Source organism: Rhizobium sp. 05L419 (assembly GCF_056397845.1).
The window spans coordinates 327,143-350,576 of the sequence record NZ_JBFTOF010000004.1 but is presented as its reverse complement, the minus strand read 5'-3'; the positions used below and the strand labels follow the sequence as shown (position 1 = coordinate 350,576).

26 protein-coding genes and 1 tRNA gene are annotated in these 23,434 nt (G+C 62.2%); 15 read left to right on the top strand and 12 right to left on the bottom strand.

Going from position 1 to position 23,434, the window contains the following annotated elements; all coding sequences use genetic code 11:
- Nucleotides 1-428 (top strand): aminotransferase class I/II-fold pyridoxal phosphate-dependent enzyme (locus AC1DMK_RS07840; protein WP_477858121.1); only part of this gene is annotated, 428 nt, incomplete at its 5' end.
- A gap of 18 nt (nucleotides 429-446) precedes the next feature.
- Here the strand turns inward: AC1DMK_RS07840 and dxr are convergent.
- Entirely contained in the window at nucleotides 447-1,622 is a 1,176-nt protein-coding gene (gene dxr, locus AC1DMK_RS07835) for a 1-deoxy-D-xylulose-5-phosphate reductoisomerase (RefSeq protein ID WP_037068896.1), read from the bottom strand.
- A gap of 335 nt (nucleotides 1,623-1,957) precedes the next feature.
- Here dxr and AC1DMK_RS07830 point away from each other — a divergent pair, with 335 nt between their 5' ends.
- Together AC1DMK_RS07830 and AC1DMK_RS07825 are read left to right on the top strand one after the other, a co-directional pair.
- The gene (locus tag AC1DMK_RS07830) at nucleotides 1,958-2,605 is read left to right on the top strand and encodes a hypothetical protein (protein WP_477858118.1); all 648 of its coding nucleotides are present in this window, start codon (nucleotides 1,958-1,960) and stop codon (nucleotides 2,603-2,605) included.
- A 56-nt stretch (nucleotides 2,606-2,661) separates the two neighbouring features.
- Complete coding sequence (locus AC1DMK_RS07825; protein ID WP_037068894.1) at nucleotides 2,662-2,940, top strand: BON domain-containing protein; 279 nt, start codon at nucleotides 2,662-2,664, stop codon at nucleotides 2,938-2,940.
- 39 nt (nucleotides 2,941-2,979) lie between these two features.
- Here AC1DMK_RS07825 and AC1DMK_RS07820 read toward each other — a convergent pair whose 3' ends face one another.
- Both AC1DMK_RS07820 and AC1DMK_RS07815 read right to left on the bottom strand, forming a co-directional pair.
- Complete coding sequence (locus AC1DMK_RS07820; RefSeq protein ID WP_477858116.1) at nucleotides 2,980-3,132, bottom strand: hypothetical protein; 153 nt, start codon at nucleotides 3,130-3,132, stop codon at nucleotides 2,980-2,982.
- A gap of 135 nt (nucleotides 3,133-3,267) precedes the next feature.
- Nucleotides 3,268-3,780 carry a DUF992 domain-containing protein gene (locus AC1DMK_RS07815; RefSeq protein WP_477858114.1) on the bottom strand — a complete coding sequence of 171 codons (513 nt, stop codon included), beginning with the start codon at nucleotides 3,778-3,780 and terminating at the stop codon, nucleotides 3,268-3,270.
- 64 nt (nucleotides 3,781-3,844) lie between these two features.
- Here AC1DMK_RS07815 and AC1DMK_RS07810 point away from each other — a divergent pair, with 64 nt between their 5' ends.
- Nucleotides 3,845-4,330, top strand: a complete 486-nt coding sequence (locus AC1DMK_RS07810; RefSeq protein ID WP_477858112.1) for a hypothetical protein — start codon at nucleotides 3,845-3,847, stop codon at nucleotides 4,328-4,330.
- A gap of 83 nt (nucleotides 4,331-4,413) precedes the next feature.
- Here AC1DMK_RS07810 and AC1DMK_RS07805 read toward each other — a convergent pair.
- Both AC1DMK_RS07805 and AC1DMK_RS07800 read right to left on the bottom strand, forming a co-directional pair.
- A tRNA-Arg gene (locus AC1DMK_RS07805) sits at nucleotides 4,414-4,490 on the bottom strand.
- Nucleotides 4,491-4,564: 74 nt separating this feature from the next.
- Nucleotides 4,565-5,728, bottom strand: a complete 1,164-nt coding sequence (locus tag AC1DMK_RS07800) for a M20 aminoacylase family protein (RefSeq protein ID WP_477858110.1) — start codon at nucleotides 5,726-5,728, stop codon at nucleotides 4,565-4,567.
- Between the two features lie 155 nt (nucleotides 5,729-5,883).
- Between AC1DMK_RS07800 and AC1DMK_RS07795 the strand changes: the two genes are divergently transcribed.
- Entirely contained in the window at nucleotides 5,884-7,008 is a 1,125-nt protein-coding gene (locus AC1DMK_RS07795) for a D-alanyl-D-alanine carboxypeptidase family protein (protein ID WP_477858109.1), read from the top strand.
- A gap of 12 nt (nucleotides 7,009-7,020) precedes the next feature.
- Nucleotides 7,021-8,199, top strand: a complete 1,179-nt coding sequence (locus tag AC1DMK_RS07790; protein WP_477858107.1) for a CobW family GTP-binding protein — start codon at nucleotides 7,021-7,023, stop codon at nucleotides 8,197-8,199.
- Nucleotides 8,200-8,252: 53 nt separating this feature from the next.
- Here AC1DMK_RS07790 and AC1DMK_RS07785 read toward each other — a convergent pair whose 3' ends face one another.
- The 5 genes from AC1DMK_RS07785 to AC1DMK_RS07765 form a co-directional block, all read right to left on the bottom strand.
- The gene (locus AC1DMK_RS07785) at nucleotides 8,253-8,477 is read right to left on the bottom strand and encodes a sulfurtransferase TusA family protein (protein WP_037059423.1); all 225 of its coding nucleotides are present in this window, start codon (nucleotides 8,475-8,477) and stop codon (nucleotides 8,253-8,255) included.
- Nucleotides 8,478-8,481: 4 nt separating this feature from the next.
- A complete protein-coding gene (locus AC1DMK_RS07780) occupies nucleotides 8,482-9,765 on the bottom strand; it encodes a L,D-transpeptidase family protein (RefSeq protein WP_477858105.1) in 1,284 nt (427 codons plus the stop codon).
- A gap of 194 nt (nucleotides 9,766-9,959) precedes the next feature.
- Nucleotides 9,960-10,913: an acetyl-CoA carboxylase carboxyltransferase subunit alpha gene (locus AC1DMK_RS07775; RefSeq protein WP_037059421.1), complete on the bottom strand. Its 954-nt coding sequence runs from the start codon at nucleotides 10,911-10,913 to the stop codon at nucleotides 9,960-9,962.
- 63 nt (nucleotides 10,914-10,976) lie between these two features.
- Nucleotides 10,977-11,930, bottom strand: coding sequence for a site-specific tyrosine recombinase XerD (gene xerD, locus AC1DMK_RS07770; protein WP_477858103.1), 954 nt, complete (start codon nucleotides 11,928-11,930; stop codon nucleotides 10,977-10,979).
- A gap of 4 nt (nucleotides 11,931-11,934) precedes the next feature.
- Nucleotides 11,935-12,111, bottom strand: a complete 177-nt coding sequence (locus AC1DMK_RS07765; protein WP_037059419.1) for a hypothetical protein — start codon at nucleotides 12,109-12,111, stop codon at nucleotides 11,935-11,937.
- Nucleotides 12,112-12,256: 145 nt separating this feature from the next.
- Here AC1DMK_RS07765 and AC1DMK_RS07760 point away from each other — a divergent pair, with 145 nt between their 5' ends.
- The 4 genes from AC1DMK_RS07760 (at nucleotide 12,257) to AC1DMK_RS07745 (ending at nucleotide 15,869) form a co-directional block, all read left to right on the top strand.
- Nucleotides 12,257-12,844, top strand: coding sequence for a shikimate kinase (locus AC1DMK_RS07760; RefSeq protein WP_037059416.1), 588 nt, complete (start codon nucleotides 12,257-12,259; stop codon nucleotides 12,842-12,844).
- The gene (aroB, locus tag AC1DMK_RS07755) at nucleotides 12,844-13,977 is read left to right on the top strand and encodes a 3-dehydroquinate synthase (RefSeq protein WP_477858100.1); all 1,134 of its coding nucleotides are present in this window, start codon (nucleotides 12,844-12,846) and stop codon (nucleotides 13,975-13,977) included. Before AC1DMK_RS07760 ends, aroB begins: the two co-directional genes overlap by 1 nt.
- On the top strand, nucleotides 13,974-15,284 hold the full coding sequence (locus AC1DMK_RS07750; protein ID WP_477858099.1) for an HlyC/CorC family transporter: 1,311 nt from the start codon (nucleotides 13,974-13,976) through the stop codon (nucleotides 15,282-15,284). Before aroB ends, AC1DMK_RS07750 begins: the two co-directional genes overlap by 4 nt.
- A gap of 105 nt (nucleotides 15,285-15,389) precedes the next feature.
- The gene (locus AC1DMK_RS07745; protein ID WP_477858097.1) at nucleotides 15,390-15,869 is read left to right on the top strand and encodes a DUF2938 domain-containing protein; all 480 of its coding nucleotides are present in this window, start codon (nucleotides 15,390-15,392) and stop codon (nucleotides 15,867-15,869) included.
- A 76-nt stretch (nucleotides 15,870-15,945) separates the two neighbouring features.
- Here the strand turns inward: AC1DMK_RS07745 and AC1DMK_RS07740 are convergent, their stop codons facing one another.
- Nucleotides 15,946-16,227, bottom strand: coding sequence for a BolA family protein (locus tag AC1DMK_RS07740; RefSeq protein ID WP_037059406.1), 282 nt, complete (start codon nucleotides 16,225-16,227; stop codon nucleotides 15,946-15,948).
- A gap of 105 nt (nucleotides 16,228-16,332) precedes the next feature.
- Between AC1DMK_RS07740 and AC1DMK_RS07735 the strand changes: the two genes are divergently transcribed.
- The 4 genes from AC1DMK_RS07735 (at nucleotide 16,333) to AC1DMK_RS07720 (ending at nucleotide 21,187) form a co-directional block, all read left to right on the top strand.
- The gene (locus AC1DMK_RS07735) at nucleotides 16,333-16,947 is read left to right on the top strand and encodes a J domain-containing protein (protein ID WP_037059404.1); all 615 of its coding nucleotides are present in this window, start codon (nucleotides 16,333-16,335) and stop codon (nucleotides 16,945-16,947) included.
- Between the two features lie 313 nt (nucleotides 16,948-17,260).
- Entirely contained in the window at nucleotides 17,261-18,253 is a 993-nt protein-coding gene (gene cobS / locus AC1DMK_RS07730; RefSeq protein WP_037059401.1) for a cobaltochelatase subunit CobS, read from the top strand.
- 12 nt (nucleotides 18,254-18,265) lie between these two features.
- Nucleotides 18,266-20,167, top strand: coding sequence for a cobaltochelatase subunit CobT (gene cobT, locus AC1DMK_RS07725; protein WP_037059399.1), 1,902 nt, complete (start codon nucleotides 18,266-18,268; stop codon nucleotides 20,165-20,167).
- A gap of 48 nt (nucleotides 20,168-20,215) precedes the next feature.
- Entirely contained in the window at nucleotides 20,216-21,187 is a 972-nt protein-coding gene (locus AC1DMK_RS07720; protein WP_477858147.1) for an esterase-like activity of phytase family protein, read from the top strand.
- Between the two features lie 22 nt (nucleotides 21,188-21,209).
- On the opposite strand, the gene AC1DMK_RS07715 is transcribed toward AC1DMK_RS07720, so the two are convergent.
- Nucleotides 21,210-22,658 (bottom strand): metal-dependent hydrolase family protein, encoded by a 1,449-nt coding sequence (locus AC1DMK_RS07715; RefSeq protein ID WP_477858095.1) that lies wholly within the window; start codon nucleotides 22,656-22,658, stop codon nucleotides 21,210-21,212.
- 238 nt (nucleotides 22,659-22,896) lie between these two features.
- On the opposite strand from AC1DMK_RS07715, the gene AC1DMK_RS07710 reads away from it, so the two are divergent.
- On the top strand, nucleotides 22,897-23,382 hold the full coding sequence (locus AC1DMK_RS07710; RefSeq protein WP_477858093.1) for a GNAT family N-acetyltransferase: 486 nt from the start codon (nucleotides 22,897-22,899) through the stop codon (nucleotides 23,380-23,382).
- Nucleotides 23,383-23,434: the final 52 nt, after the last annotated feature.

Genomic DNA, 23,434 nt, shown 5'->3' with positions numbered 1-23,434 from the left:
GTGACTTCATCCGCTCGTTTGCCTCGGGCTTCATCTTTACGACAGCGCTGCCGCCGGCGCTCGCTGCCGGCGCGGTTGCCTCGATCCAGCACCTGAAGGTCAGCCCGTTCGAGCGTGCCCGTCACCAGGAACGGGTGCGCACGCTGCGCGCGCTCCTCGACAAGCGCGGTATTCCGCACATGCCGAACCCGAGCCACATCGTTCCCGTGATGGTCGGCGATGCGGCAAAATGCAAGTGGATCTCCGACCTGCTGCTCGACAATTGCGGCGTCTACGTCCAGCCGATCAATTATCCGACGGTGCCGAAGAAGACCGAGCGCCTGCGCATCACGCCGACGCCACTGCACACCGATGCCGATATCGAGCATCTGGTCGAGGCGCTGCATTCGCTCTGGGCGCGCTGCGCGCTCGCCAGGCACGTCGCCTGATCAACACAAATTCGCCGCTTAGTTTATGAGCCCGGCAGCCCGCTGCCGGGCTTCCTTGTCGACCGCGAAGACGTCATCCATCGTCACCGCCGGCGGCAGGCCGGCAAGCTGATCCATCACGGTTTCCGTCACCTCGGCCATCGACAAGAACGACAGCCGTCCCGCGATGAAGGCTTCCAGCGCCACTTCCTTGGCCGCATTCAACACCGCACCCTGAACGCCACCGCGCGTCATTGCAAGCCGGGCAAGGCGAAGCGCCGGAAAGCGCTTCTCGTCGGGCGCTTCGAAATCGAGACGCGCAAGCTTGGCGAAATCAAGCCGTTCGATCGGCAGGTTGGACCGCAACGGATGCGAGAGCGCATAGCCGATGGCGGTCCGCATGTCGGGCGCGCCGAGTTGGGCCAGAACCGAACCGTCGGTGTAGCCGACCATCGAGTGGATCACCGACTGCGGATGCACGATCACTTCGATCTGTTCCGGCGACAAGCCGAAGAGATGCCGGGCCTCGATCATCTCCAGCGCCTTGTTGAACATCGAGGCGCTGTCGATGGAGATCTTCAGTCCCATCGACCAGTTCGGGTGGGCGCGGGCCGTCTCGACGGTCACGCCGGCCATCTCATCGAGGGACGCATTGCGGAAGGGGCCGCCGGAAGCCGTTAATATGATGCGCTCGACGGCATGGCGCTGGTTTTCTTCCAGCACCTGGAAAATCGCATTGTGCTCGCTGTCGACAGGCAGCAGCTTGCCCCCGCCGCGGCGCACCGAATCGACGAAGAGTCCGCCGGCGGAAACGAGGCACTCCTTGTTGGCGAGAGCGATGTCGGCACCCTTGCGTGCCGCCGCGAGTGTCGGCGCAAGCCCCGCCGTTCCAACGATCGCCGCCATCACCCATTCGGCGTCAAGGTCGGCGGCTTCCATGAGACCGGATTGCCCGGCCGCCACTGCAATGCCGCTTCCGGCAAGTGCGCTCTTCAGCGATGCGTAGTGGGATTGGCTGGCAGTCACAGCAAGCTTTGCGCCCGCTGTCCGTGCCTGGCCGGCAAGCAATTCGATATTCTCGTTGCCCGTGAGCACCGAGATCTCGAAATTGTCGCGGCCTCCCAGATGCTTTACCACATCGAGCGTGTTCTTGCCGATCGACCCCGTCGAGCCGAAGATGCTGAGGCGCCGCGGCGCGTTTCTGCCCGTAATCATGCGCTGACTTGCCAGACGTTTTTCATTTGCACTGGCTCTACAGGGGATTGGAAACAGCGGCAAGTGTGCACTGCAGCAGATTTCTGGCGCTAGGGGGTTTACACGACCGGCCTTAGATGTGATTCTTTCAGCAATCCCCCGGGATAGGAGCTGCGGCGACCCATTGGGTTGCAGGCTATCGCGCTCCGGCTGCGCATGGCGCAGACATCGGCAGCCTGGCTACGGTCCGGAGGCTGCCAAAATCAGAACGAGACATCGGGTTTGCTAAGCGAGTTCCCGTGCGCCGTGCGCATATTCGCTTTGCCCTGAACATCGACCAAGGGACGACAGCTTTGATGAGACCGACACGCAGCCTCTTGCTTCTGTCTGCCGCGCTCATGCCGCTTGCGGCGAGCGCGAATGCCGAAAATCTGGTGATCTGGACCCCGGTGAAGGTGTCTGAGAATTCCTACAAGGCAACCATGGGCTTTCGCCTTCCTGCGGAATGGGAGACGAGCGCCGGCGCCGATCTCGGGCTGGCATCGACGCAGGGCGGCGCCTTGCAGGCGGGCTCCCAGCAGGCTTCGCTTTGGGGCAAGATCAGTAAAGTGAGCGTCACCCCGGCCACAAGCGCGGAGCAGGCAGCCAGCGTTCGCGTCGACACGCTGCGGGGAAGCGGATCGCTGCTGCTCAGTCGCTCGCGAAGCTGGATCCTTTCGGATTCGCTCGATCTGCAGTCGACGCGTTTCGTCAGCTTCAACTACGAAACGCTCGACACCCGCCAGGCATCCGTCGATGGCTCGCAGGCGCTGAAACTCATCCATCCCTGGACGGGCACGTCGATTTCCGCAGCGGCAACGATGAGCGGTMTTGCCGATCTTACCAGCTCGGTTGCGGTGAACCAGATCATTCTTCCGGACCTCGATCTCAGTGCAACGGTCGCCAACCCGGGATCGTCGGCGCAGACGGGCAGCATCCGGCTCAACTATCAAGTCCGGTGGTGACGTGAAACCAACCTGCCGCCGGCGCGTTCTCCTTGGTCGACAAGGAGGAAAATGCCATGGTCTTCAAGCCGGGAACATTCTTCGGGGAGATGCCGGAAATCGAGGTCGAGTTCAAGAACCACGCTCTTCTCGAGGAAGGGGTAGCGAACGCGCTTGCGGTTGCAGGCGGGCTTGATGCGTCGGACCTCACGGTAACGGTGGATGACGACGGCGTCGTTCTCGCCGGCACCGTTGCGACGGCGTCCGAGATAGAGCGCGCAACAGTGGTCGCTCAAGCCGCCGCCGGCAACCATCCGGTTCTAAACAGGATCGGGTTGGGCTCGCCGCGCCCGTAGCGCCCGTTTCAAAAGCAATGGCCAAAGTCGCGATCTCAATCAGCCGGCAAACCGCCCGACGAGGAACGAATAACCGGCGATACGGTCCGTCTTCGGTGTCGTGATTGGGCCACTCGGCTTGTATGTCGTCGCCAGCATCAGACCAGTCACCACGAGATATGCGACCGCCAGCAAAGTCAGTTTCATACGCATGGCACTTCCTCCTCTTTCTGCATCAATGCTGGAAAAGGTCGAAAGTTCCGCAGGACTGGAAGTGCAATGCCAAAGCCAAAAAGCCGCCTTGCGAGCGGCTTTTTTTGAGGCTGCAGATCGCCACTGGCCGATCGTTCAGCCGGGCGTAAGGGTCACCGACGTGCCGGTCGCGGCAACGTTCAGTCCGAGCTGGCCGGTCAGGCTGATGACTTGAAGGTGGATGGAACCGGACGTACCCCCGAAGAGAATATTGGTGCCGATGCCGCCCGCGAGCGTCGCTTCGGCCGTGGCCCCCTGATAGAGCCCGCCAAGCGAACCACGATGATAGCCGGCTGTCGGTGCGAACACCGCCCAGACCAGTCTGCCGCGCGTTGTGAAGCCGAGATCGACACCAAACTTGCGGATCGCGCCGGTATAGTGATCCAGCGCTGCCCCGTTGGAAGGACTAAAGGCGCAATCGAGCGTCTTGGCCGAACCGAGGAGGTAACCGATACCGCCACCGATATCGCACGTCAGCATGCCGATCCTGACGCCGTCACGCGCATCAGGCTGCCGGTAGGTGGTGGCGACATCGGCTGCCATCACACCGGTTGCAAGGGTTTGAGCCAGAGATGCCGCAGCAAGAAACGTTGCGATAGTGTTCTTCATGGTGATCTCCTTGTTTTGCTGTCGTAAAGATAGCGCCTTGTCATGATTTACCAAGCCCGACGCAATGATCAAAATCAACAAACGGACAAAACAGCTGGTGGCTGCTCCGAAAGGAGTAGGGGTTCGCAACGCTGAAGCCTCTGGATCAGGTCCTGCCAAAGGCGACGAAGACCGCAGACCTTTATCGGACGCCGATCGGTCGGTATTTGCCGAGGCGCCGTCGCCCGATCTCGAGCGTGGCCCGCAACGGATAGGCACCGAGGCGCTGTCGCAGGTGCAGTTGGAATTTCTGACCTTGCTGAATATCCGATGGATAATCCGTTTCCCGAGAAATCGGCTCGGGAGCGATGAACATTCCCCGCAGGCCGGCGAAAAACTCGAGGTCGAAAGCACTATCGCAAGGCAACCGCATGCGTACGGGCCTTTTGCAGATCCGTTCTGCCACACGACGGTTGACAAGGTCGGCCCCGGATCGCTTTTCCCGCAGCAGTGCTGGCGAGTGCCCTGTCGCCGGATATCGCCATGGCGGGAAACTTCCGCCCCCTGTTGACCGTCGAAAGGCGCCGGACGTCCAATGGACGACATGCCGTCGGGAATGCAGACGGCATATGCAGCAACCTCTATTGATTTGAATGGTGATCCCGACGCGATTCGAACGCGTGACCCCCAGATTAGGAATCTGGTGCTCTATCCTGCTGAGCTACGGGACCACTTGGCCGTCATCCATACAAAAGGCTTGGCCGGAAGCCAAGCTCTTTTGCGATGGAAACCGCAGGCCCGATGGTTATGCGCCCAGACGCTGCTCGGCCAGGCGCACCCAGTATGAAATTCCGTGGCTGATCGCCTCGTCGTTGAAGTCGTAAGCGGGGTTGTGCAGACCCGCCGTATCGCCGTTGCCGATGAAGATGAAGGCGCCGGGGCGGGCGTTCAGCATGTAGGAAAAATCCTCGCCGCCCATCATCGGGTCGATGTCGGCGTTGACGTTGGCCGCGCCGGCGATGTCGCTGGCGATCTGGATCGCGTGGTCGGTCTCCGTCGCATGGTTGAAGGTGACGGGATAGTTGCGATGGAAGGCGATGTCGACGTCGGCGCCGTGGGCGGCGGCGAGGCCGTTGACGATCTGCTTCAGCCGCGTCTCCGCAAGCGTGCGCACATCGGCGTCGAGCGTGCGCACCGTGCCGGCGATCGTCGCGTCGTTGGGAATGACATTGTGGGCAAAACCGGCATTGAACTTGGTGACGGAGACCACGACCGAGGCAAGCGGATCGACGCTGCGAGATGCGATCATCTGCAGGTTTGTGACGATCTGCGTGCCGATGGCGATGGGATCGATCGTGCGGTGCGGCTGCGCCGCATGGCCGCCGCGGCCCTTGATAATGATGGTGAATTCGTCGGTCGCCGCCATGATCGCGCCCTTGCGGATCGCGAACTGGCCGATGGGAAGGCCCGGCAGGTTGTGCATGCCATAGACCTCTTCGATGCCGAAGCGCTCCATCATGCCGTCCTGCACCATCAGGTTGCCGCCGCCGCCGCCTTCTTCCGCCGGCTGGAAGACAACCGCGACGTTGCCGTTGAAATTGCGCGTCTCGGCAAGGTACTTGGCGGCGCCGAGCAGCATCGCAGTGTGGCCGTCATGGCCGCAGGCATGCATCTTGCCCGATGTCCTGGAGGCCCAGGGCTTGCCCGATATCTCGGTGAGCGGCAGGGCGTCCATGTCGGCGCGCAGGCCGATCGTGCGGGCGCCCTCGCCCTTGCCCTTGATCAGGCCGACGACGCCGGTACGGCCGATGCCGGTTGCGATTTCATCGACGCCGAATTCCTTGAGCTTCTCGACCACGAAGGCTGCGGTGTTTTCAACCGCGAAGAGCAGCTCCGGACGCTCGTGGATATGCCGGCGCCATTCTGTGACTTCGTTCTGAAGCTCGGCGGCTCTGTTCAAAATCGGCATGCTTGCTTTCCCTGATGAAATCGAAAACGGCGACATGAGGCAATCGAGACACGATGCCGCGGAAATAAGTTAGACAATGACCTTTGCCATGTCATGGCCATATACGTTAAATAGGGGAAACTTTCGAGACACCCGGAAATCTTTAAGGACAAACCGTGTCGACGCGCCAGAACCGCTTGCTTGCCGCTTTGCGGCCGCTGTCAATCGCAGCTTCCGCAGCCGCCATTGCTTTTTCCGCCACCTCCCAGGCCTATGCCAACCCGCATATCCTGGTCGATGTGCAAACCGGCCGAGTGCTGGAGCACGAGGATGCCTTCCACAAATGGTATCCGGCCTCGCTCACCAAGCTGATGACGGTTTACACGGTGTTCGACGCGGTTCGCTCGGGCCAGATCAGCCTGAATACGCCGGTCGTGATGAGCAAGCGCGCAGCTGCCCAGCCACCGGCCAAGATGTACTTCAAACCCGGCCAGAAGCTGACACTGGACAGCGCGCTGAAGATCCTGATGGTGAAGTCGGCCAACGATATAGCCGTTGCCGTTGCCGAAGCGGTCGGCGGCACGCAGGAAGCGTTCGTCGTGAAGATGAATGCGCAGGCGATCAAGCTCGGCATGACGGATTCGCATTTCGTCAATCCGAACGGGCTGCCCGGCAAGGGGCAATACACGACGGCGCGCGACCTCGCGATCCTGTCTGTCGCACTGCGCCGCGACTTCCCGCAATATGCCGGCTATTTCTCGCTCGAAGGCATCACGACAGGCACCAAGAACGTGCCGAGCATCAATATGCTGATCGGCCGCTTCGCCGGCGCCGACGGCATGAAGACCGGCTTCATCTGCGCATCCGGATTCAACCAGATCGGTTCCGCCACCCGCAACGGCCGCACGCTCGTGTCGGTCGTGCTCGGAACAGATAGCCTGGCGGCGCGCGCCGATGCCTCGGCCGACCTGCTGCAGAAGGGCTTCACCTCGCAATTCCCCGCCACCGATACGCTCGGCTCCCTGAAGCCCTACGGACCGGGCCAGGACCAGGTCGCCGACATCACCGCCGAGATCTGCAGCGCAAAGGGCGCCAAGGTTCGCAGCGAGACGCGCGACGAAGTCGGCCGCATGAAGATCCACTCTCCCTATATTCAGGAGATGGATCACGAACCGAATTTTTCCTACGCGGGCCTGATTCCTGGCCAGAACGAGCCGCAGCCGGACAAGCTCGCCACGGCGGAGACGGCAGGCACGATCGCCAACGTTCCGGTGCCGATGCCGCGCCCGACCTCGTTTTAGGGCCGATTTGAGATGAGCGTTCCCCCGGACCGTATCCCGGTCACCATCCTCACCGGCTTTCTCGGCGCCGGCAAGTCAACGCTGCTGAACCGCATCCTGAAGGATCCGGCGATGAAGGACGCAGCGGTGATCATCAACGAGTTCGGCGATGTCGGGATCGACCACCTGCTTGTCGAAAGCTCGAGCGACGCCATCATCGAGCTTGCCGATGGCTGCCTGTGCTGCACGGTGCGTGGCGAACTGGTGGATACGCTCGCCAATCTGATGGATGCCGTGCAGACCGGCCGCGTCAAGCCGGTCAAGCGCGTCGTCATCGAAACGACGGGGCTTGCCGATCCGGCGCCCGTCATGCAGGCGATCATGGGCAACCCGATCATCGCCACGAATTTCGAGCTCGAAGGCGTCGTCACCGTCGTCGATGCGGTCAACGGCGTGCAGACGCTGGACAACCACGAAGAGGCGGTGAAGCAGGTGGCCGTCGCCGACCGCCTGATCGTCTCGAAGAAGACCATGGCCTCGCCCGATGCACTGGCTGGCCTGGAAACACGCCTGAGCGCGCTCAATCCGCGCGCCGCCTTGATGGATGCGGACGATCTCGAGAGCGGCACGGCCGCAACGCTCGTCAACGGCCTCTACGATCCCGCGACGAAGATTGCCGATGTGGGTCGCTGGCTGCGGGACGAAGATGCGCACGACGCGCTTCATCTCCACGACCATGGTCAACATCATGATCATCACGGGCACGGTCATCATCACCATGACCCCCACGATCAGGGCCATGACCATCAGGACCCGCATGACGTGAACCGACACGATGCCTCGATCCGCTCCTTCTCGATCGTCGAGGACAAGCCGATCGATCCGATGGCGCTCGATATGTTCATCGACCTGTTGCGGTCAGCGCATGGCGAGAAGCTCTTGCGCATGAAGGCGATCGTCGCCATGTCAGATCGGCCGGATCGCCCGCTCGTGCTGCATGGCGTCCAAGCCATCTTTCACCCGCCGACACGCCTGCCCGCATGGCCGGACCCGGCAGACCGGCGTACCCGCATGGTGCTGATCACCAAGGACCTGCCGGAAGCGTTCGTGAAGGATCTGTTCGACGCGTTTCTTGGCAAGCCGCGCATCGACACGCCCGATCGCGCGGCACTCGCCGACAATCCGCTCGCCATCCCCGGAATGCGGATCTGAGCCCAGAGCATGCCGGACGCAGAGCCGCTACGCGCACTTTTGCTGGAATTGCTCTAACACTTGCGGATGAGGAAACGGTGGCCGCCCTCGGTCTTCTCCGTCTCGATGAGTTCGTGACCGTCTTGCCTGCAGAAATGCGGGATGTCGATTCCCGCCAACGGGTCGGTCGTTTCGACGCGGATCATCGTGCCGCTCGGCAGCGATGACATTTTGCGGCGCGTCTTGAGGACAGGCAGCGGGCATTTCAGCCCGCGCAGATCGTAGGAAATGGCGGTCAAGCCATCAGTCCTTGGCCCAGAACTTCCAGAACGGCTTTTTCGACGCGACTTCGACCGGTTCCGGCTGTTCGGCCGGAGCAAAGGCGGTCAGCGGGCTCGGCGTCGGAACAGGAACGGCAGCCGGTTCCACAACGCCAACCGCCGTCGGCTTGGCAGCCTCAGGCCCGGGTGTGGTCGCTGTAGCTGCCCCAGGCGCGCCAGCTGCCCCAGCGGATTGCAGTGCAGTAGGAGTGGCTGCCGGGGCGGCATTGGAGGCAACCGCCATCGCCGTCTTGTTCGCCGTCATGCCTTCAAGTTCGGCGACCTTCACCATGCGGCCAGCCTCGAGCGACGTGCCGGTCGGGGCATAGGCAAGGTCGTGTCCCTTGCGCTGCTTGGCAACGACAGCCTTGCGCTCGGCTTCGGAAGGATCGTACCACGCCATGCCGTCGAACGCCTTCAACGCCTTGGAATATGCCATGTCATAGGTCTTGCCATAGGATGCAAGTGCCGCGGTCAGCGCCGGCGGCGTCGACATCTGCGGGCACTTGCCGCCCGGATTGAACGCGCCGTCGGCCGACTGCTGGTTGAAGACATACTTCTTCTCGCAGACATTGACCTCGGGCGGACGCTTGGTCACCTCGAAGTTGTCGTAGCCGACCTTCAGCATGTTCCAGAACTCGATATTCGAGTTCATCCGGTGCTTCACCATGTTCTCCGCCGTCATGCGGAAGGGGAAGGCCTGCAGCTGGACCGTCGACTGGCCGCCCTTGAAGGCGTCGCGCGCAAAGGCATAGATTTCCAGCACCTGCTGGTCGGTCATGGAGTAGCAGCCGGAAGACGAGCACGCGCCGTGGATCATCAGGTCCGTGCCGCTGCGGCCGTTGACGGCGTCATAGCGGTTCGGGAAGCCGGTGTTGATCGCGAGATAATACTTCGAATTCGGGTTCAGGTTGGCGCGGGTCAGGTTGTAGAAACCTTCCGGCGCCTGCCGGTCTCCCTGCTTCACCTTGGGACCGAGACGGCCCGACCAGGCGCAGATCTTGTAGTCGGCGACCTTGTCGAAGCGGTTGTCGGTCTTCGCCTTCCAGATCTCGAGCGCACCCTCTTCCTTGAAGATGCGGATCATGATCGGCGAATTGCGCTCCATGCCCTTGGCGGTCATCTCCGACAGGATGCGCGACGGCAGCGGCTGCTCGACCTTGTTCTTGACCTTGGAAAGGTCGATCTGCGTGGTGTCCAACGCGTCATTGCAGCCGGCCAAGGCCAGCGCCATAAGTGAAACATAGGCAAAATGACGAATGCGCATCCAAACCAGCCCAATAACGAGATTCGACCCAATTCGCTTTGCAGCACAGGCACGAAGCGAATCATTGGTCGATTGTGGTTAAAAAAACCTTAACAACCTATGCCGCGTGCCCCATACCCCCGCAAGTACGAAAGTTATTGATAACATTATTGTGGCCAAGGTTTGGCCTCAATGGACAAGACCGCAACCTCTGGTCAGAGATTGCGGCCCATGTTGAGGAATTTCTGGCGCCGATCGTTGCGAAGCTGCTCGCCCGAGCGGCTCGAAAGCTCGCCGAGCGCATTGGCGATCACGTCGCCGGTCGCCGCGATCACGCTGTCGGGATCGCGATGCGCGCCGCCGAGAGGCTCGCCGATGATGCCGTCGATGATGCCGAGAGACTTCAGGTCTTCAGAGGTGATCTTCATGTTGGTGGCCGCTTCCTTGGCACGCGCAGAATCCCGCCAGAGGATCGAGGCCGCACCTTCCGGCGAGATCACGCTGTAGATCGCATGCTCCAACATGTAGACCCGGTTGCCGGTGGCAATCGCGATCGCACCGCCGGAGCCGCCTTCGCCGATCACCACGGAGATGATCGGAACCTTGAGGCCGAGGCACATTTCCGTCGAACGGGCGATGGCTTCCGCCTGGCCGCGCTCTTCGGCGCCGACGCCGGGATAGGCGCCCGCGGTATCGACCAGCGTGATGACGGGCAGGCCGAAACGGTCTGCCATTTCAAGCACACGGATCGCCTTGCGGTAGCCTTCCGGCCGCGCACTGCCGAAGTTGTGCTTCAGGCGGCTCTTCGTGTCGTTGCCCTTCTCCTGGCCGAGCACGGCGACCGGCTGGCCGCGGAAGCGCGCAAGACCTGCCTGGATAGCGGCATCCTCGGAGAACTTGCGGTCGCCGGCAAGCGGCGTGAATTCCTGAAACAGCGTCTTGGCATAATCGACGAAGTGCGGCCGCTGCGGATGACGCGCGACCTGGGTCTTCTGCCAGGCGTTGAGCTTCGAATAGATGTCGACCATCGCCTCGCGGACGCGAACTTCCAGCCTGCCGATTTCATCCGACGTGTCGATGCTCTCGTCTTCCGAGGCGAGCTTCTTCAGTTCGATGATCTTGCCTTCGAGGTCGGAGATCGGCTTTTCGAAGTCGAGGTAGTTGTGCATGAGGTGCGTTTCCGTTCCTTGTGCCGGGACAGCTTTTCATCAGCGCGCCCCTTGTTGCCGGTCCTATTCCTGCTTTTTCGCCTGTTTGGCAAGGGGGTGATGCGTTTGGACCAGTTGCTGGAGCCTTTCCTCCAGCACGTGCGTATAGATTTGCGTGGTCGAAATGTCCGAATGACCCAAGAGTTCCTGGACGACGCGGAGGTCTGCGCCGTTGGCGAGCAGATGGCTTGCGAATGCGTGCCGCATCACGTGCGGCGAGATCATAGATGGGGTAAGGCCGGCCCGGATCGCAAGATTTTTCAGATCGCGGGCAAAAACCTGCCGCGGCAGGTAGCCTTCCTTCGACGCAGCCGGGAACAACCACGGACTTTCCATGGGATTTTTGGCGGCGGCATTTTCGGAGGCGATCATGCCACCATAGAGCTTGAGCGCAGCAATGGCGGATTGCGACAGGGGTACGAGGCGCTCCTTGTTGCCCTTGCCGCGGATCATCAGAAAACGCCCGTCCTGGCCGAGTACGCGGGCAGGAAGCGAAACAAGCTCGCTGACGCGCATGCCGGTCGCATAGAGGAGTTCCAGCAGCGCCAGCATGCGCAACCGCTGCAATTGCCCCGCAGCAGGATCCTGCGCTTCCGCTTCGGCCTGCTCCAGCAGCCTGCCGACTTCATCGATGCCCATGGTTTTCGGCAGCGGCCTGCCCTTCTTCGGCGCGTCCAGTATCCCCGTCGGATCGTCGGTGCGCAGGCCCTCGGCGTAGAGGAACTTGTAGAACTGTCGCATCGACGCCAGGCGGCGCGCCTGCGACGACGGCTTGAAGCCTTGCGCCGCGAGCGACGACAGGTAGGTAGCCAGATCGGCCGACGCCGCTTCCGTCAACCGGACCCCTTTGCCGTTCAGGAAAGATCGAAGATCGTCGAGGTCGTGCTCGTAGGACGACAACGTGTTGGTTGCGGCCCCGCGCTCGGCGCTCATCATCTCCAGAAAGGCTTCGACGTGAACGCGGCCGAGATCCTTCATGACATCACTTCTTGGCCGGCTCGATGGCGCCGGTCGAAGGCGGATTGATCCGCTCGGAGGGAATCCGGATCGTCACGTCGCGCTCCTGAGGCTCGACGAAAGTAACAAGCGCCCACATCGTCCCGTAAATCGCTCCGGCGATGACCGCCAATACGGCCAGAAAACGGAACAGGCTCGGCATTCAACAACTCCATGGCTATGCTTCTTTATGAAGAAGCGTCTGAGCAAGTGCAAGAAGCTGGTTTTGACCATGTTTCCCTTGCCCGCGACTTGACGCTTTACCCGCATTTGTCGATACCGTTCGCAAACAAAGTGTGAATGGACCAATGAGCGACCCAGTTCTGATCGTTGCCGATAGCTTGAGAGACAGAGCTCGCGCTGCGCTCGGTTCACGCAATCTGATCCTCGTCGGGTTGATGGGCGCCGGAAAATCCTCCGTTGGCCGGATCGTCGCAAGCCATCTCGGCATTCCCTTCGTCGACAGCGACGCCGAGATCGAGCGGGTTTCCCGCATGTCGATCACCGAACTCTTTGCTGCCTACGGGGAGGAAGAGTTTCGCGCCCTGGAAACGCGGGTGATGAAGCGGCTTTTGAAGAACGGCCCGCGCGTGGTTTCCACAGGCGGCGGCGCCTTCATCAACGATCGCACCCGCCGGCACATCAAGAAGGGCGGGGTTTCAGTCTGGCTGAAGGCAGATCTCGACGTCCTGTGGGAGCGCGTCAACAAGCGCGACACGCGCCCGCTCCTGAAGACGGAAAATCCCAAAAAGACGCTCGAGAACCTGATGAATGCCCGGTATCCGGTCTATGCGCTGGCGGATCTCACCGTCATGTCGCGCGACGTGCGCAAGGAACTCATGGCCGACGAAGTGCTGAAGGCCGTGATCGACTCTCGAACTGAAAGTGCAGCCTGATGAATGCGATTGCCACCGCCTCCACCGAACGCAAGGTTCACGTGCCACTCGGCGAGCGCGCCTACGACATCCTGATCGGTCCCGGCCTGATCGCGCGTGCAGGCGCCGAGATTGCTTCACGGCTGAAGGGGCGCAAGGCAGCCGTCATTTCCGACGCGCACGTTGCCCCGATCTATCTCGATGCCCTGGTGCAGAGCCTCGAGGCGGCGGGAATCGCGTCGGCGACGCTGGTTCTGCCTGCCGGCGAGAAGACCAAGAGCTTCGAGCATCTGATGACGGTGTGCGACAAGGTTCTCGAAGCCCGCATCGAGCGCAACGATGTCGTGATCGCGCTGGGTGGCGGCGTCATCGGCGACCTCACGGGCTTTGCTGCCGGCATCGTGCGGCGCGGCGTGCGCTTCGTGCAGGTGCCGACTTCGCTGCTGTCGCAGGTGGATTCCTCGGTCGGCGGCAAAACCGGCATCAACAGTCGCCACGGCAAGAACCTGATCGGCGTGTTTCATCAGCCGGATCTCGTGCTGGCCGACAGCGACGCGTTGAACACGCTGAGCGAACGCGAGTTCCGCGCCGGATATGCCGAGGTTGCGAAATACGGGCTGATCGACAAGCCTGACTTCTTCGCCTGGCTGGAAGCCAACTGGAAGGACGTGTTTTCCGGTGGTTGCGCCCGCATCGAGGCGATTGCGGCGAGCTGCCAGGCAAAGGCGGACGTCGTCGTTGCCGACGAGCGCGAGACCGGCCAGCGGGCGCTCCTCAATCTCGGCCACACCTTTGGCCACGCGCTGGAGGCTGCCACCGCCTACGACAGCTCCCGCCTCGTCCACGGCGAGGGGGTGTCGATCGGCATGGTTCTGGCGCATGAATTCTCCGCCCGCATGAATCTGGCAAGCCCCGACGATGCGCGCCGCGTCGAACGCCACCTCAAAGAGGTCGGCCTGCCGACGCGCATGTCGGACATTCCCGGAACCCTGCCGCGCGCAGAGGTGCTGATGGACGCCATCGCCCAGGACAAGAAGGTGAAGGGTGGCAAGCTGACCTTCATCCTCACCCGCGGCATCGGGCAATCCTTCGTCGCCGACGACGTGCCCACCTCCGAAGTGTTGAGCTTCCTCAAGGAAAAACACCCACAATGACCCTCGAAGGCACGCTGGCATTCCTTTCCGCATATTGGCCGGAAATCCTTTCCATCGTGGCACTCGTCCTCATGTCTGCCTTCTTCTCCGGTTCGGAGACCGCGCTGACGGCGGTGTCGCGCAGCCGTATCCACACGCTTGAAGCCAACGGCGAGGAGCGCGCCGGCATCGTCCGTGAACTGATCGAACGCCGCGATCGCCTGATCGGCGCACTGCTGATCGGCAACAACCTCGCCAACATTCTCTCCTCTGCCATTGCCACCAGTCTCTTTCTCGGGCTCTTCGGGAGCTCCGGCGTGGCGCTCGCGACGCTGGCAATGACCGTCATCCTCGTGATCTTTGCCGAAGTCCTGCCGAAAAGCTGGGCGATCTCGATACCGGACCGGTTCGCGCTGAAGGTGGCCTTTGCGGTCAAGGTCTTCGTTGCCGTCGTCGGCCCGGTCTCGTCTTTCGTCAATGTGATCGTGCGCTTCATCCTGTCGCTCTTCGGCATCAACCTTTCGCGCGAAAGCTCCATGCTTTCGGCGCACGAGGAGCTGCGCGGCGCAGTCGACCTGCTGCACCGGGAAGGCTCGGTGGTCAAAGCCGACCGCGACCGTCTGGGTGGCGTGCTCGACCTCGGCGAACTGGAACTGTCCGATATCATGGTGCACCGCATGGCGATGCGCGGGATCAACGCGGACGATCCGCCGGAGATCGTCGTCCGGACGATTCTGGAAAGCCCGTTTACCCGCATGCCGCTCTGGCGCGGCTCGACCGACAACATCATTGGCGTCGTGCATTCCAAGGATCTGCTTCGCGCACTCGCCGAACGCGATGCCGAGCCCGAGCATCTGGATATCGTCAAGATTGCTCAGAAACCCTGGTTCGTGCCGGACAGCACCAATCTTGGGGCGCAGCTCAATGCCTTTTTGCGCCGCAAGCAGCATTTCGCCGTCGTCGTCGACGAATACGGCGAAGTGCAGGGCATCGTGACGCTCGAGGATATTCTGGAGGAGATCGTCGGCGACATCTCGGACGAACACGACATCGACATGCAGGGCGTACGCCAGGAGGCCGATGGCTCGATCGTCGTCGACGGCAGCGTGCCGATCCGCGATCTCAATCGCGCGCTCGATTGGCAACTCCCCGACGAGGAGGCCACGACCATCGCCGGGCTCGTCATTCACGAGTCTATGACGATCCCCGAGGAGCGGCAGGCCTTCACTTTCTACGGCAAGCGCTTCATCGTCATGAAGCGGGACAGGAACCGTATCACCAAACTGCGCATCCGGCCGGCCGAGGAGAACGGCGCGAAGCAGGCCTGATGCCCTTCCACTCCCCGACCTCATTCCATACCCGACTTTATTCCAATCATTGCACGCTGCGGGAGGAGATTATCTCAAGGCGAGCAGCAGCATTATGGATCTGACATGTTTGATATTTTCTGGCGTTCGGTGGTCATCGGCATTGGCGCGACCGTCCTCATGGACATCTGGGCGATCATTCTCGCCAAGGCGACAGGCGGGTCGTTGCCCAACTGGGCGCCGGTCGGCCGCTGGTTCTGGCATCTCGCCAAGGGCAAGGTGTTCCACGACGACATCGGCAAGGCTGCGCCCTATGAACACGAGCTGGCGCTCGGCTGGATCGGCCACTATGCCGTCGGCATCCTTTACGGCATCCTGCTGGTGCTGATCACCGGCCCCGGCTGGCTGGCGGAACCGACGTTCCTCCCCGCCTGGCTCTGGGCGATCGTGACGGTCGGCGCCGGCTGGTTTGTCCTTCAGCCCGGCCTCGGCATCGGTTGGGCGGCGTCAAAGACGCCCAACCCCGGCAAGGTGCGGTTTTTCAATCTCGTCTCGCACACGGTCTTCGGCTTCGGTCTCTACGCCACCGCACTGATCATTCGCTGACGCACGAAGCGCCCTTGTTGGCAGACAGCTTTCTTGCAAAAAACGAGGCTGCGCCACCACATGACGCAGCCTCCGTCTACCAGCGCACCGGCTCGCCGGGTGCCGCCGGTTCTATGGCAAGCGCATGCAGCCCGGCATCCAGCTCGGGCTTCAACAGCTCGGTGATCGCACGGTGGCGCGCCAGCCGCGCCATGCCTGCGAATTTGGCCGATACAATTCGTACCCGCATGTGGGTTTCGCCAGCCCCGGTGATATCGGGCTGGTGTCCGGCATGCAGATGGCTTTCGTTGATGACGCTCAGGCGCTCAGGCGCGAAGGCCGCCACCAGCTTTTCTTCGATGGAGGATTGCAGGGTCATTGTCCGATCTTGCTGCTTTGCGAAAAAGGTTCCCACCAAGCCAGCAACATTCCTGTTTGTCAATTCTTGTCGTCTGCTCTTCTGAGCCCCATAATTAGCGCCGTCATGAGACTCGATTCCAAATACTTCGACCGCATCCGCACCAGCCGCAAACGCGAGCCGGAACCCGAACAGGCTCCCCCGACCTGTCAGTGGGACGGCTGCGACAAGAAAGGCGTGCATCGCGCTCCCGTCGGACGCAATGCCGAGGGGCAGTTCTTTCTGTTCTGTTTCGAGCACGTCAAGGACTACAACAAGGGCTACAATTATTTTTCCGGCCTCTCGGACGGCGAGATCGCGCGCTACCAGAAGGAAGCGATCACCGGCCACCGGCCGACCTGGACGGTCGGCGTCAACAAGGCCGCCAAGAATAGCCCATTGCAGTCGGAAGTCCGCTCCGGGGCCTATACCCGCGTTCGCGATCCCTTCGGCTTCGTCAAGGACAGCAAAGGCAGCGGCCCGCGCTTTCCAGAACAGCGCAAGCTCAAGAGCCTGGAAACCAAGGCCTTCGACACCATGGGACTGGCGGCAAATGCGACCTCGGCTGAGATCAAGAGCCGCTACAAGGAACTCGTCAAGAAGCATCACCCCGATGCCAATGGCGGCGACCGCGGTTCCGAGGAGCGCTTCCGGGCCGTCATCCAGGCCTATCAATTATTGAAACAGAACGGTTTTTGTTAATTCCCGTCCTTGCTCTTGGTCTTCAATCGGGTATGGTCCAAATCGGCTGAGGCCGCAGGCAACCGCGGCAGGTGTTCTTGCGTTTGTCCCACAGGCGCCTCGGCCACTTCCGGACGCGGCGTTTCTTGTCCGGGGCTTTGTTCAAGAATGCTCGCAAGCGATTGATTTGTCGCCCCCCGAGGTTTCGTTTCAGTCCCGGAGAAGCATCGCCGACGTTCCGACATGAGCGAGCGCGGACCTGTCTGCGGCCTCATGGTTGCGAAATGGGCTGAGACAGTATGGCAGGGTGCCGGCCACCCGCCTTGGAGACATGATGAGCAAGATTGACCTTGATATTTCGGAGATTCCAGACACCACCGTTTCGGTCAGGGAGGTCTTCGGCATCGATTCCGACATTCGCGTTCCCGCCTACAGCCAGGGCAGCGCCTATGTTCCGGATCTCGATCCCGACTACCTCTTCGACCGCGAAACGACGCTCGCCATTCTTGCCGGCTTTGCTCACAACCGACGCGTGATGATTTCCGGCTACCACGGAACAGGCAAGTCCTCGCACATCGAGCAGGTCGCAGCCCGCATCAACTGGCCGTGCGTGCGCATCAACCTCGACAGCCATGTCAGCCGTATCGACCTCGTCGGCAAGGACGCAATCGTCGTCAAGGACGGCCTGCAGGTTACCGAATTCAAGGACGGCATCCTGCCCTGGGCCTATCAGCACAATATCGCGCTGGTCTTTGACGAATACGATGCCGGCCGCCCGGACGTGATGTTCGTCATCCAGCGCGTGCTGGAATCCTCCGGCCGCCTGACGCTGCTCGACCAGAGCCGCGTCATCCGCCCTCATCCCGCCTTCCGCCTGTTTGCAACGGCAAACACGATCGGCCTCGGCGACACCACCGGCCTCTATCACGGCACGCAGCAGATCAACCAGGCGCAGATGGACCGCTGGTCGATCGTCACGACGCTGAACTACCTGCCGCACGACCACGAGGTGAACATCGTCGCCTCCAAGGTGAAGAGCTTCGGCAAGGACAAGAACGGCCGCGATACCGTTTCGAAGATGGTGCGCGTCGCCGACCTGACCCGCGCCTCCTTCATGAACGGCGACCTGTCGACCGTCATGAGCCCGCGCACCGTCATCACCTGGGCCGAGAATGCCGAGATCTTCGGTGATCTCGCCTTCGCCTTCCGCGTCACCTTCCTCAACAAGTGCGACGAACTGGAGCGCCCATTGGTTGCCGAGCACTATCAGCGCGCCTTCGGCGTCGAGCTGAAGGAAAGCGCTGCCAACATCGTTCTGGAGGCCTAAGGCCGATCAATCATGGCAGCTCGCGGTGACAATTCGAAAGCCAAGCCCGGTGCGCCCGTCGACGTGGAGCCGTTGCGCCGGGCGATAACCGGCAGCGTCCGCGCCATCGCCGGCGACGGCGAGGTCGAGGTAACCTTCGCCAATGAACGCCCGGGAATGACGGCTGAGCGGATCCGCCTGCCCGAGCTTTCCAAGCGCCCGACGGCGCATGAGCTCGCGGTGACCCGCGGTCTCGGCGACTCGATGGCCCTCAGGCTCGCCTGCCATGACGAGAAGGTGCATGCAACGATGGCGCCGCAAGGCTCCGACGCCCGCGCCATCTTCGACGCCGTCGAGCAGGCGCGCGTGGAATCGATCGGCTCGCTGCGGATGGAAGGCGTCGCCGCCAACCTGCGCTCCATGACCGAAGAGAAATATGCCAAGGCGAATTTCTCCGGCATCGAACGCCAGGAAGACGCGCCCGTCGGCGAAGCCGTCGCCATGATGGTGCGCGAGAAGCTGACCGGCCAGAAGCCCCCGGCCTCGGCCGGCAAGGTGCTCGATCTCTGGCGTTCCTTCATCGAGGACAAGGCGGGGTCGGAGCTCGACAATCTCGCAGAGGTGATCACCGATCAGCAGGCGTTCTCCAAGGTCATCCGCAACATGCTATCGGCCATGGAAATGGCCGAGGAATACGGCGACGACGACAGCCAGCCCGATTCCGACGACGACACCGATCAGGAAAACCAGCCGAACGGTGAGGAACAGGATCAGGACGAGGTCGACGAAGACGCGGGCTCCGATGCTGCCCCCGTCGAAGACAGCGAAGTCGCCGACGAGCAGATGGAGGACGGCGAGACCGAAGGCGCCGAGATCTCCGACGACGACATGATGGAGGAAGGCGAGGACGATTCGGAAACGCCGGGCGAAACCCGCCGTCCGAACACCCCCTTCGACGATTTCAACGAGAAGGTCGACTACCACGTCTTCACCGAGGAATTCGACGAGACGATCACGGCCGAAGAGCTGTGCGATACGGCCGAGCTGGAACGCCTGCGCGCCTTCCTCGACAAGCAGCTCGCGCACCTGCAGGGTGCCGTCGGCCGCCTTGCGAACCGCTTGCAGCGACGCCTAATGGCACAGCAGAACCGCTCCTGGGATTTCGACCTGGAAGAGGGTTATCTCGACCCGGCGCGCCTGACGCGCATGATCATCGACCCGATGCAGGCGCTCTCCTTCAAGATGGAGCGCGACACGCAGTTCCGCGATACGGTCGTGACGCTGCTGATCGACAACTCGGGCTCGATGCGCGGCCGTCCGATCACGGTTGCCGCCACCTGCGCCGACATTCTGGCGCGCACGCTCGAGCGCTGCGGCGTCAAGGTCGAGATCCTTGGCTTCACCACCAAGGCCTGGAAAGGCGGACAGGCGCGCGAGCAATGGCTCGCCAGCGGCAAGCCGCAGACACCGGGCCGCCTTAACGACTTGCGCCATATCATCTACAAGTCCGCCGATGCCCCGTGGCGTCGTGCCCGTAGCAATCTCGGCCTGATGATGCGCGAGGGCCTGCTCAAGGAAAACATCGACGGCGAAGCGCTGATCTGGGCGCACAACCGCCTGCTCGCCCGCCGCGAACAGCGCCGCATCCTGATGATGATCTCGGACGGCGCGCCGGTCGACGATTCGACGCTGTCGGTCAATCCGGGAAACTACCTGGAGCGCCACCTGCGCGCCGTCATCGACCGCATCGAGACCCGTTCGCCGGTCGAGCTTCTCGCCATCGGCATCGGCCACGACGTCACGCGCTACTACCGCCGCGCCGTCACCATTGTCGATGCGGACGAACTGGCGGGCGCGATGACCGAGCAGCTCGCATCGCTCTTCGAAGATCAGGCCGCGCAGCCGCGAGGCGGACGCATCCGCCGCGCCGGCTGATCGCCGATGAGCTCTTTCAGGATTGCACGAACGCACGTCGCGCGAACGATGCTGGTGTCACTTGGCCTGCTCGCCTGCGCACCGCCATCTGGCGCCGGTGGTCCGACGGTGGTGAAAACAAGCGTGATTTCCGACTTCAAGATCGGCTCGGACGAAAAACGGTTCGGGCCTTTCGAATTCCTGGGCGGGCTGGAAATGGTCTCCGGCGACCGGCTGTTCGGCTCGCTGTCGTCGATCCGTTTTCGATCCGACCACACCCATTTCGTCGGCGTGCTGGACACCGGCCACTGGATGACCGGGCGCGCCGAACGCGATGCGAAAGGGCGTCTCTCGGCCTTGGCGGATGTCGAGATCACGCCGATGCGCAATCGCGTCGGTCAAATCGTCGAGGGCAAGGGCCACATGGACGCCGAAGGCCTGGCGCTGCAGGGCGACCATGTGCTGGTCTCCTTCGAACAGGACCATCGCGTCGATGTCTATCCCGATCCGGGCTTTGCGACGTCACCTGCCATCGACACCGTTCCCATTCCCTTCCCGCGAAAATCCTTGCGCGCCAACCGGGGCTTCGAGACCGTGGCCGTGGCGCCGCCGGGAAGCCCGCTGAAAGGCGGCACGCTGATCGTCGCGGAACGCAGCCTGGATGCTGGCGGCAACGCCTATGCGGCCATTCTCGACGGACCGCTGAAGGGTCGCCTTGCGCTCGCGCGCTCCGGCGACTTCGACGCAACCGATGGAGCATTCCTGCCCGATGGCGACCTGCTCATCCTGGAACGCCGCTTCAACATGGCCGATGGCATCGGCATGCGCATCCGCCGCATCAAGTCTTCGGACGTCCGCCCCGATTCTGTCATGGACGGCGAGGTCGTGCTCCAGGGTGACTTCGGCCACCAGATCGACAACATGGAAGGCCTTGATGCCTTCCAGGCCGACGACGGCACCACGCACGTCGTCATCGTCTCCGACGACAACCACTCGATCCTGCAGCGCAATCTGATGCTGGAGTTTCGGCTGGTCGACTAGCGCGACTTTTGTGCAGCACAGCCTAGGCGCTCAACGTGTTCTTATAGACCCTCCCGTCCTTCATGATAACCGCAAGGTTGTTTTCCGGGTCGTTGAGAAGATTGATGTTCTCCAGGGGGTTGCCGTCCACGACGAGCATGTCGGCGAAAGCCCCCGCCTCCAGGACGCCGATCTTCCCCTGATAGGGGTTGCGCGGGCCCGACAGCGCCAGAAGTTCGGCATTCGTCGATGTTGCCGTCCGCAGGATTTCATCATTTGTGTACCAGCGGCTGAGATGCGTGAGCATGGTTCCCTGTCGCGCGGTCATCTCGGGCGAAAACAGCATGTCCGAGCCCCATGCGGTCTTGATGTTGTATTTGCGCGCGAACTCGTAGGCGACGAGTGAACCGGCAATGACCTGGTGCAGGCGGTCGGCAGAAGGGCCGGTCAGGGGAACGGAGTCCTCCACCGACAGGAAGGGCTGAATGCTGAGCCAGATCCCCTTGTCCCCCATCATCCTTGCCGTGTCCTCGTCCATCAGATGCGCATGTTCGATACAGGCTGCCCCGGCCGCTATGGCGCGTTGGATGGTTTTGGGCGCATAGGCATGGACGGTGACGTAGGTATTCCAGTCCTGCGCCACGTTGACGGCGGCGCGAAGATCCTCGAGGCTGAACGTCGTCATGTCGAGCGGGCTGCGCGGCGACGATACGCCGCCGCCGCCGACCATCTTTATCTGCGAGGCGCCCTGCATCAGCTGCTCGCGAACGCGAAGCTGCACCTCGCCGATGCTGTCGGCGATCGCCGCGCCGCCCGACGTCTCGACGATGCTGAGCCGGGCGGGGTTGCGGGGGATTTCGGACAGCATGCGCAGATCGCCGTGGCCGCCCGATGTGGTGATCAGCGCACCGGAAGGATAGATGCGCGGGCCGGGGATCGTGCCATTGTCTATCGCCTGCTTGAAGGTGAAGACAGGCCCGCCGAGATCGCGCACCGCGGTGAAGCCGCGCAGCAGCGTGCGCTCGGCTTCGGCCGTCGATGCCGTGTAGATCAAGCCGGGATCGCCCGTCGTTGCAAGGAGGATAGGAACGGCGGCAAAGAGCGTGTGCCAGTGCATGTCGATCAAGCCCGGCATCAAGACACGATCGCCGCAGTCGATGACCGTCGCGCCGTCAGGCGGCGGGCTGTTGGTCGTGTCGATGGACGCGATCTTGTTGCCCTCGATCAGGACCTGAATGCCGGACTGAGCCGCCGCCGACTTGCCGTCGAACAACTTCGCTTGCCTCAGAAGGATCTTGGAGGGCGGCGCCGATGCATGCGCCATGGCGAACGGCGGGCGAGCGGCGGTAAACAGTGCCGCTCCGATCCCGGCCAGAACCCCTCGTCGCGTGAAATCCTCCAGGCGCCGGGATGCCCGCTGGATTTCAGGCGCTGAGCAGCCGCAGCCCATGCCGTGAACGAGATGCTGATATTTTCCACCCAAGCGGATCATGGTGCACTCCCTGCTTCGACTTTGTACCGGTAGCGACGAGGGAAACGCTGTCGCAACAGCGCAACCCCTGCTGGTGAGCCGGCAGCGTAACGAGGCACAATCATGTGCAACTCGTAAGTACGTTACGGTAAAAGCGGGCGTAAATTTTGAAGCCGGGGGCCGGTTGATTTGCCAGTGTCGAGCTGTACGCTGCCCCTGTTGGCAACACTGGTGACGCAGCACGACGCAGAGATTGGAAATGTCAGGCATCACGATTGTCTCCGCCCGAACGGTCACCAGGCCGTTCACGCCAGGCGATGCAGAAGAGGTTTTCTCCTGTATGTCGCCGGGGATCACCCGTTTCATGTCTTGGGAGCCACCGTCCTCACTGGCTGAATTCGAGCATATCTGGCGGGATTGGCTGCCGTCGATCGAGGATCGCTCCGACCTTCACCTTGTTGCTCGCGCGCGAGACGGCGGTCGGTGCCTGGGCATCGTCGGCCTCCATGACCTGGCGTCGGGAAAGCCGGAGCTCGGCATCTGGCTCCGGGAGAGCGTCCATGGACGAGGCTTCGGGCGGGAACTCATCGGTTCGGTCGCGGCATGGGCCAGCGAGAACGCGATCGTCGAGTATTTCAAATATCCGGTCGCCGAACATAACATGGCCAGCAGGCGGATCGCGGAGGCCCATGGCGGCCACGTTGCCGGACAGCGGATCCACCCCAAATACAGATCGGTCCTCTGAATTATCCCGCCCATCCGCACACCGGTGTCAAAGCCGCCGCGAGCCGAATAAG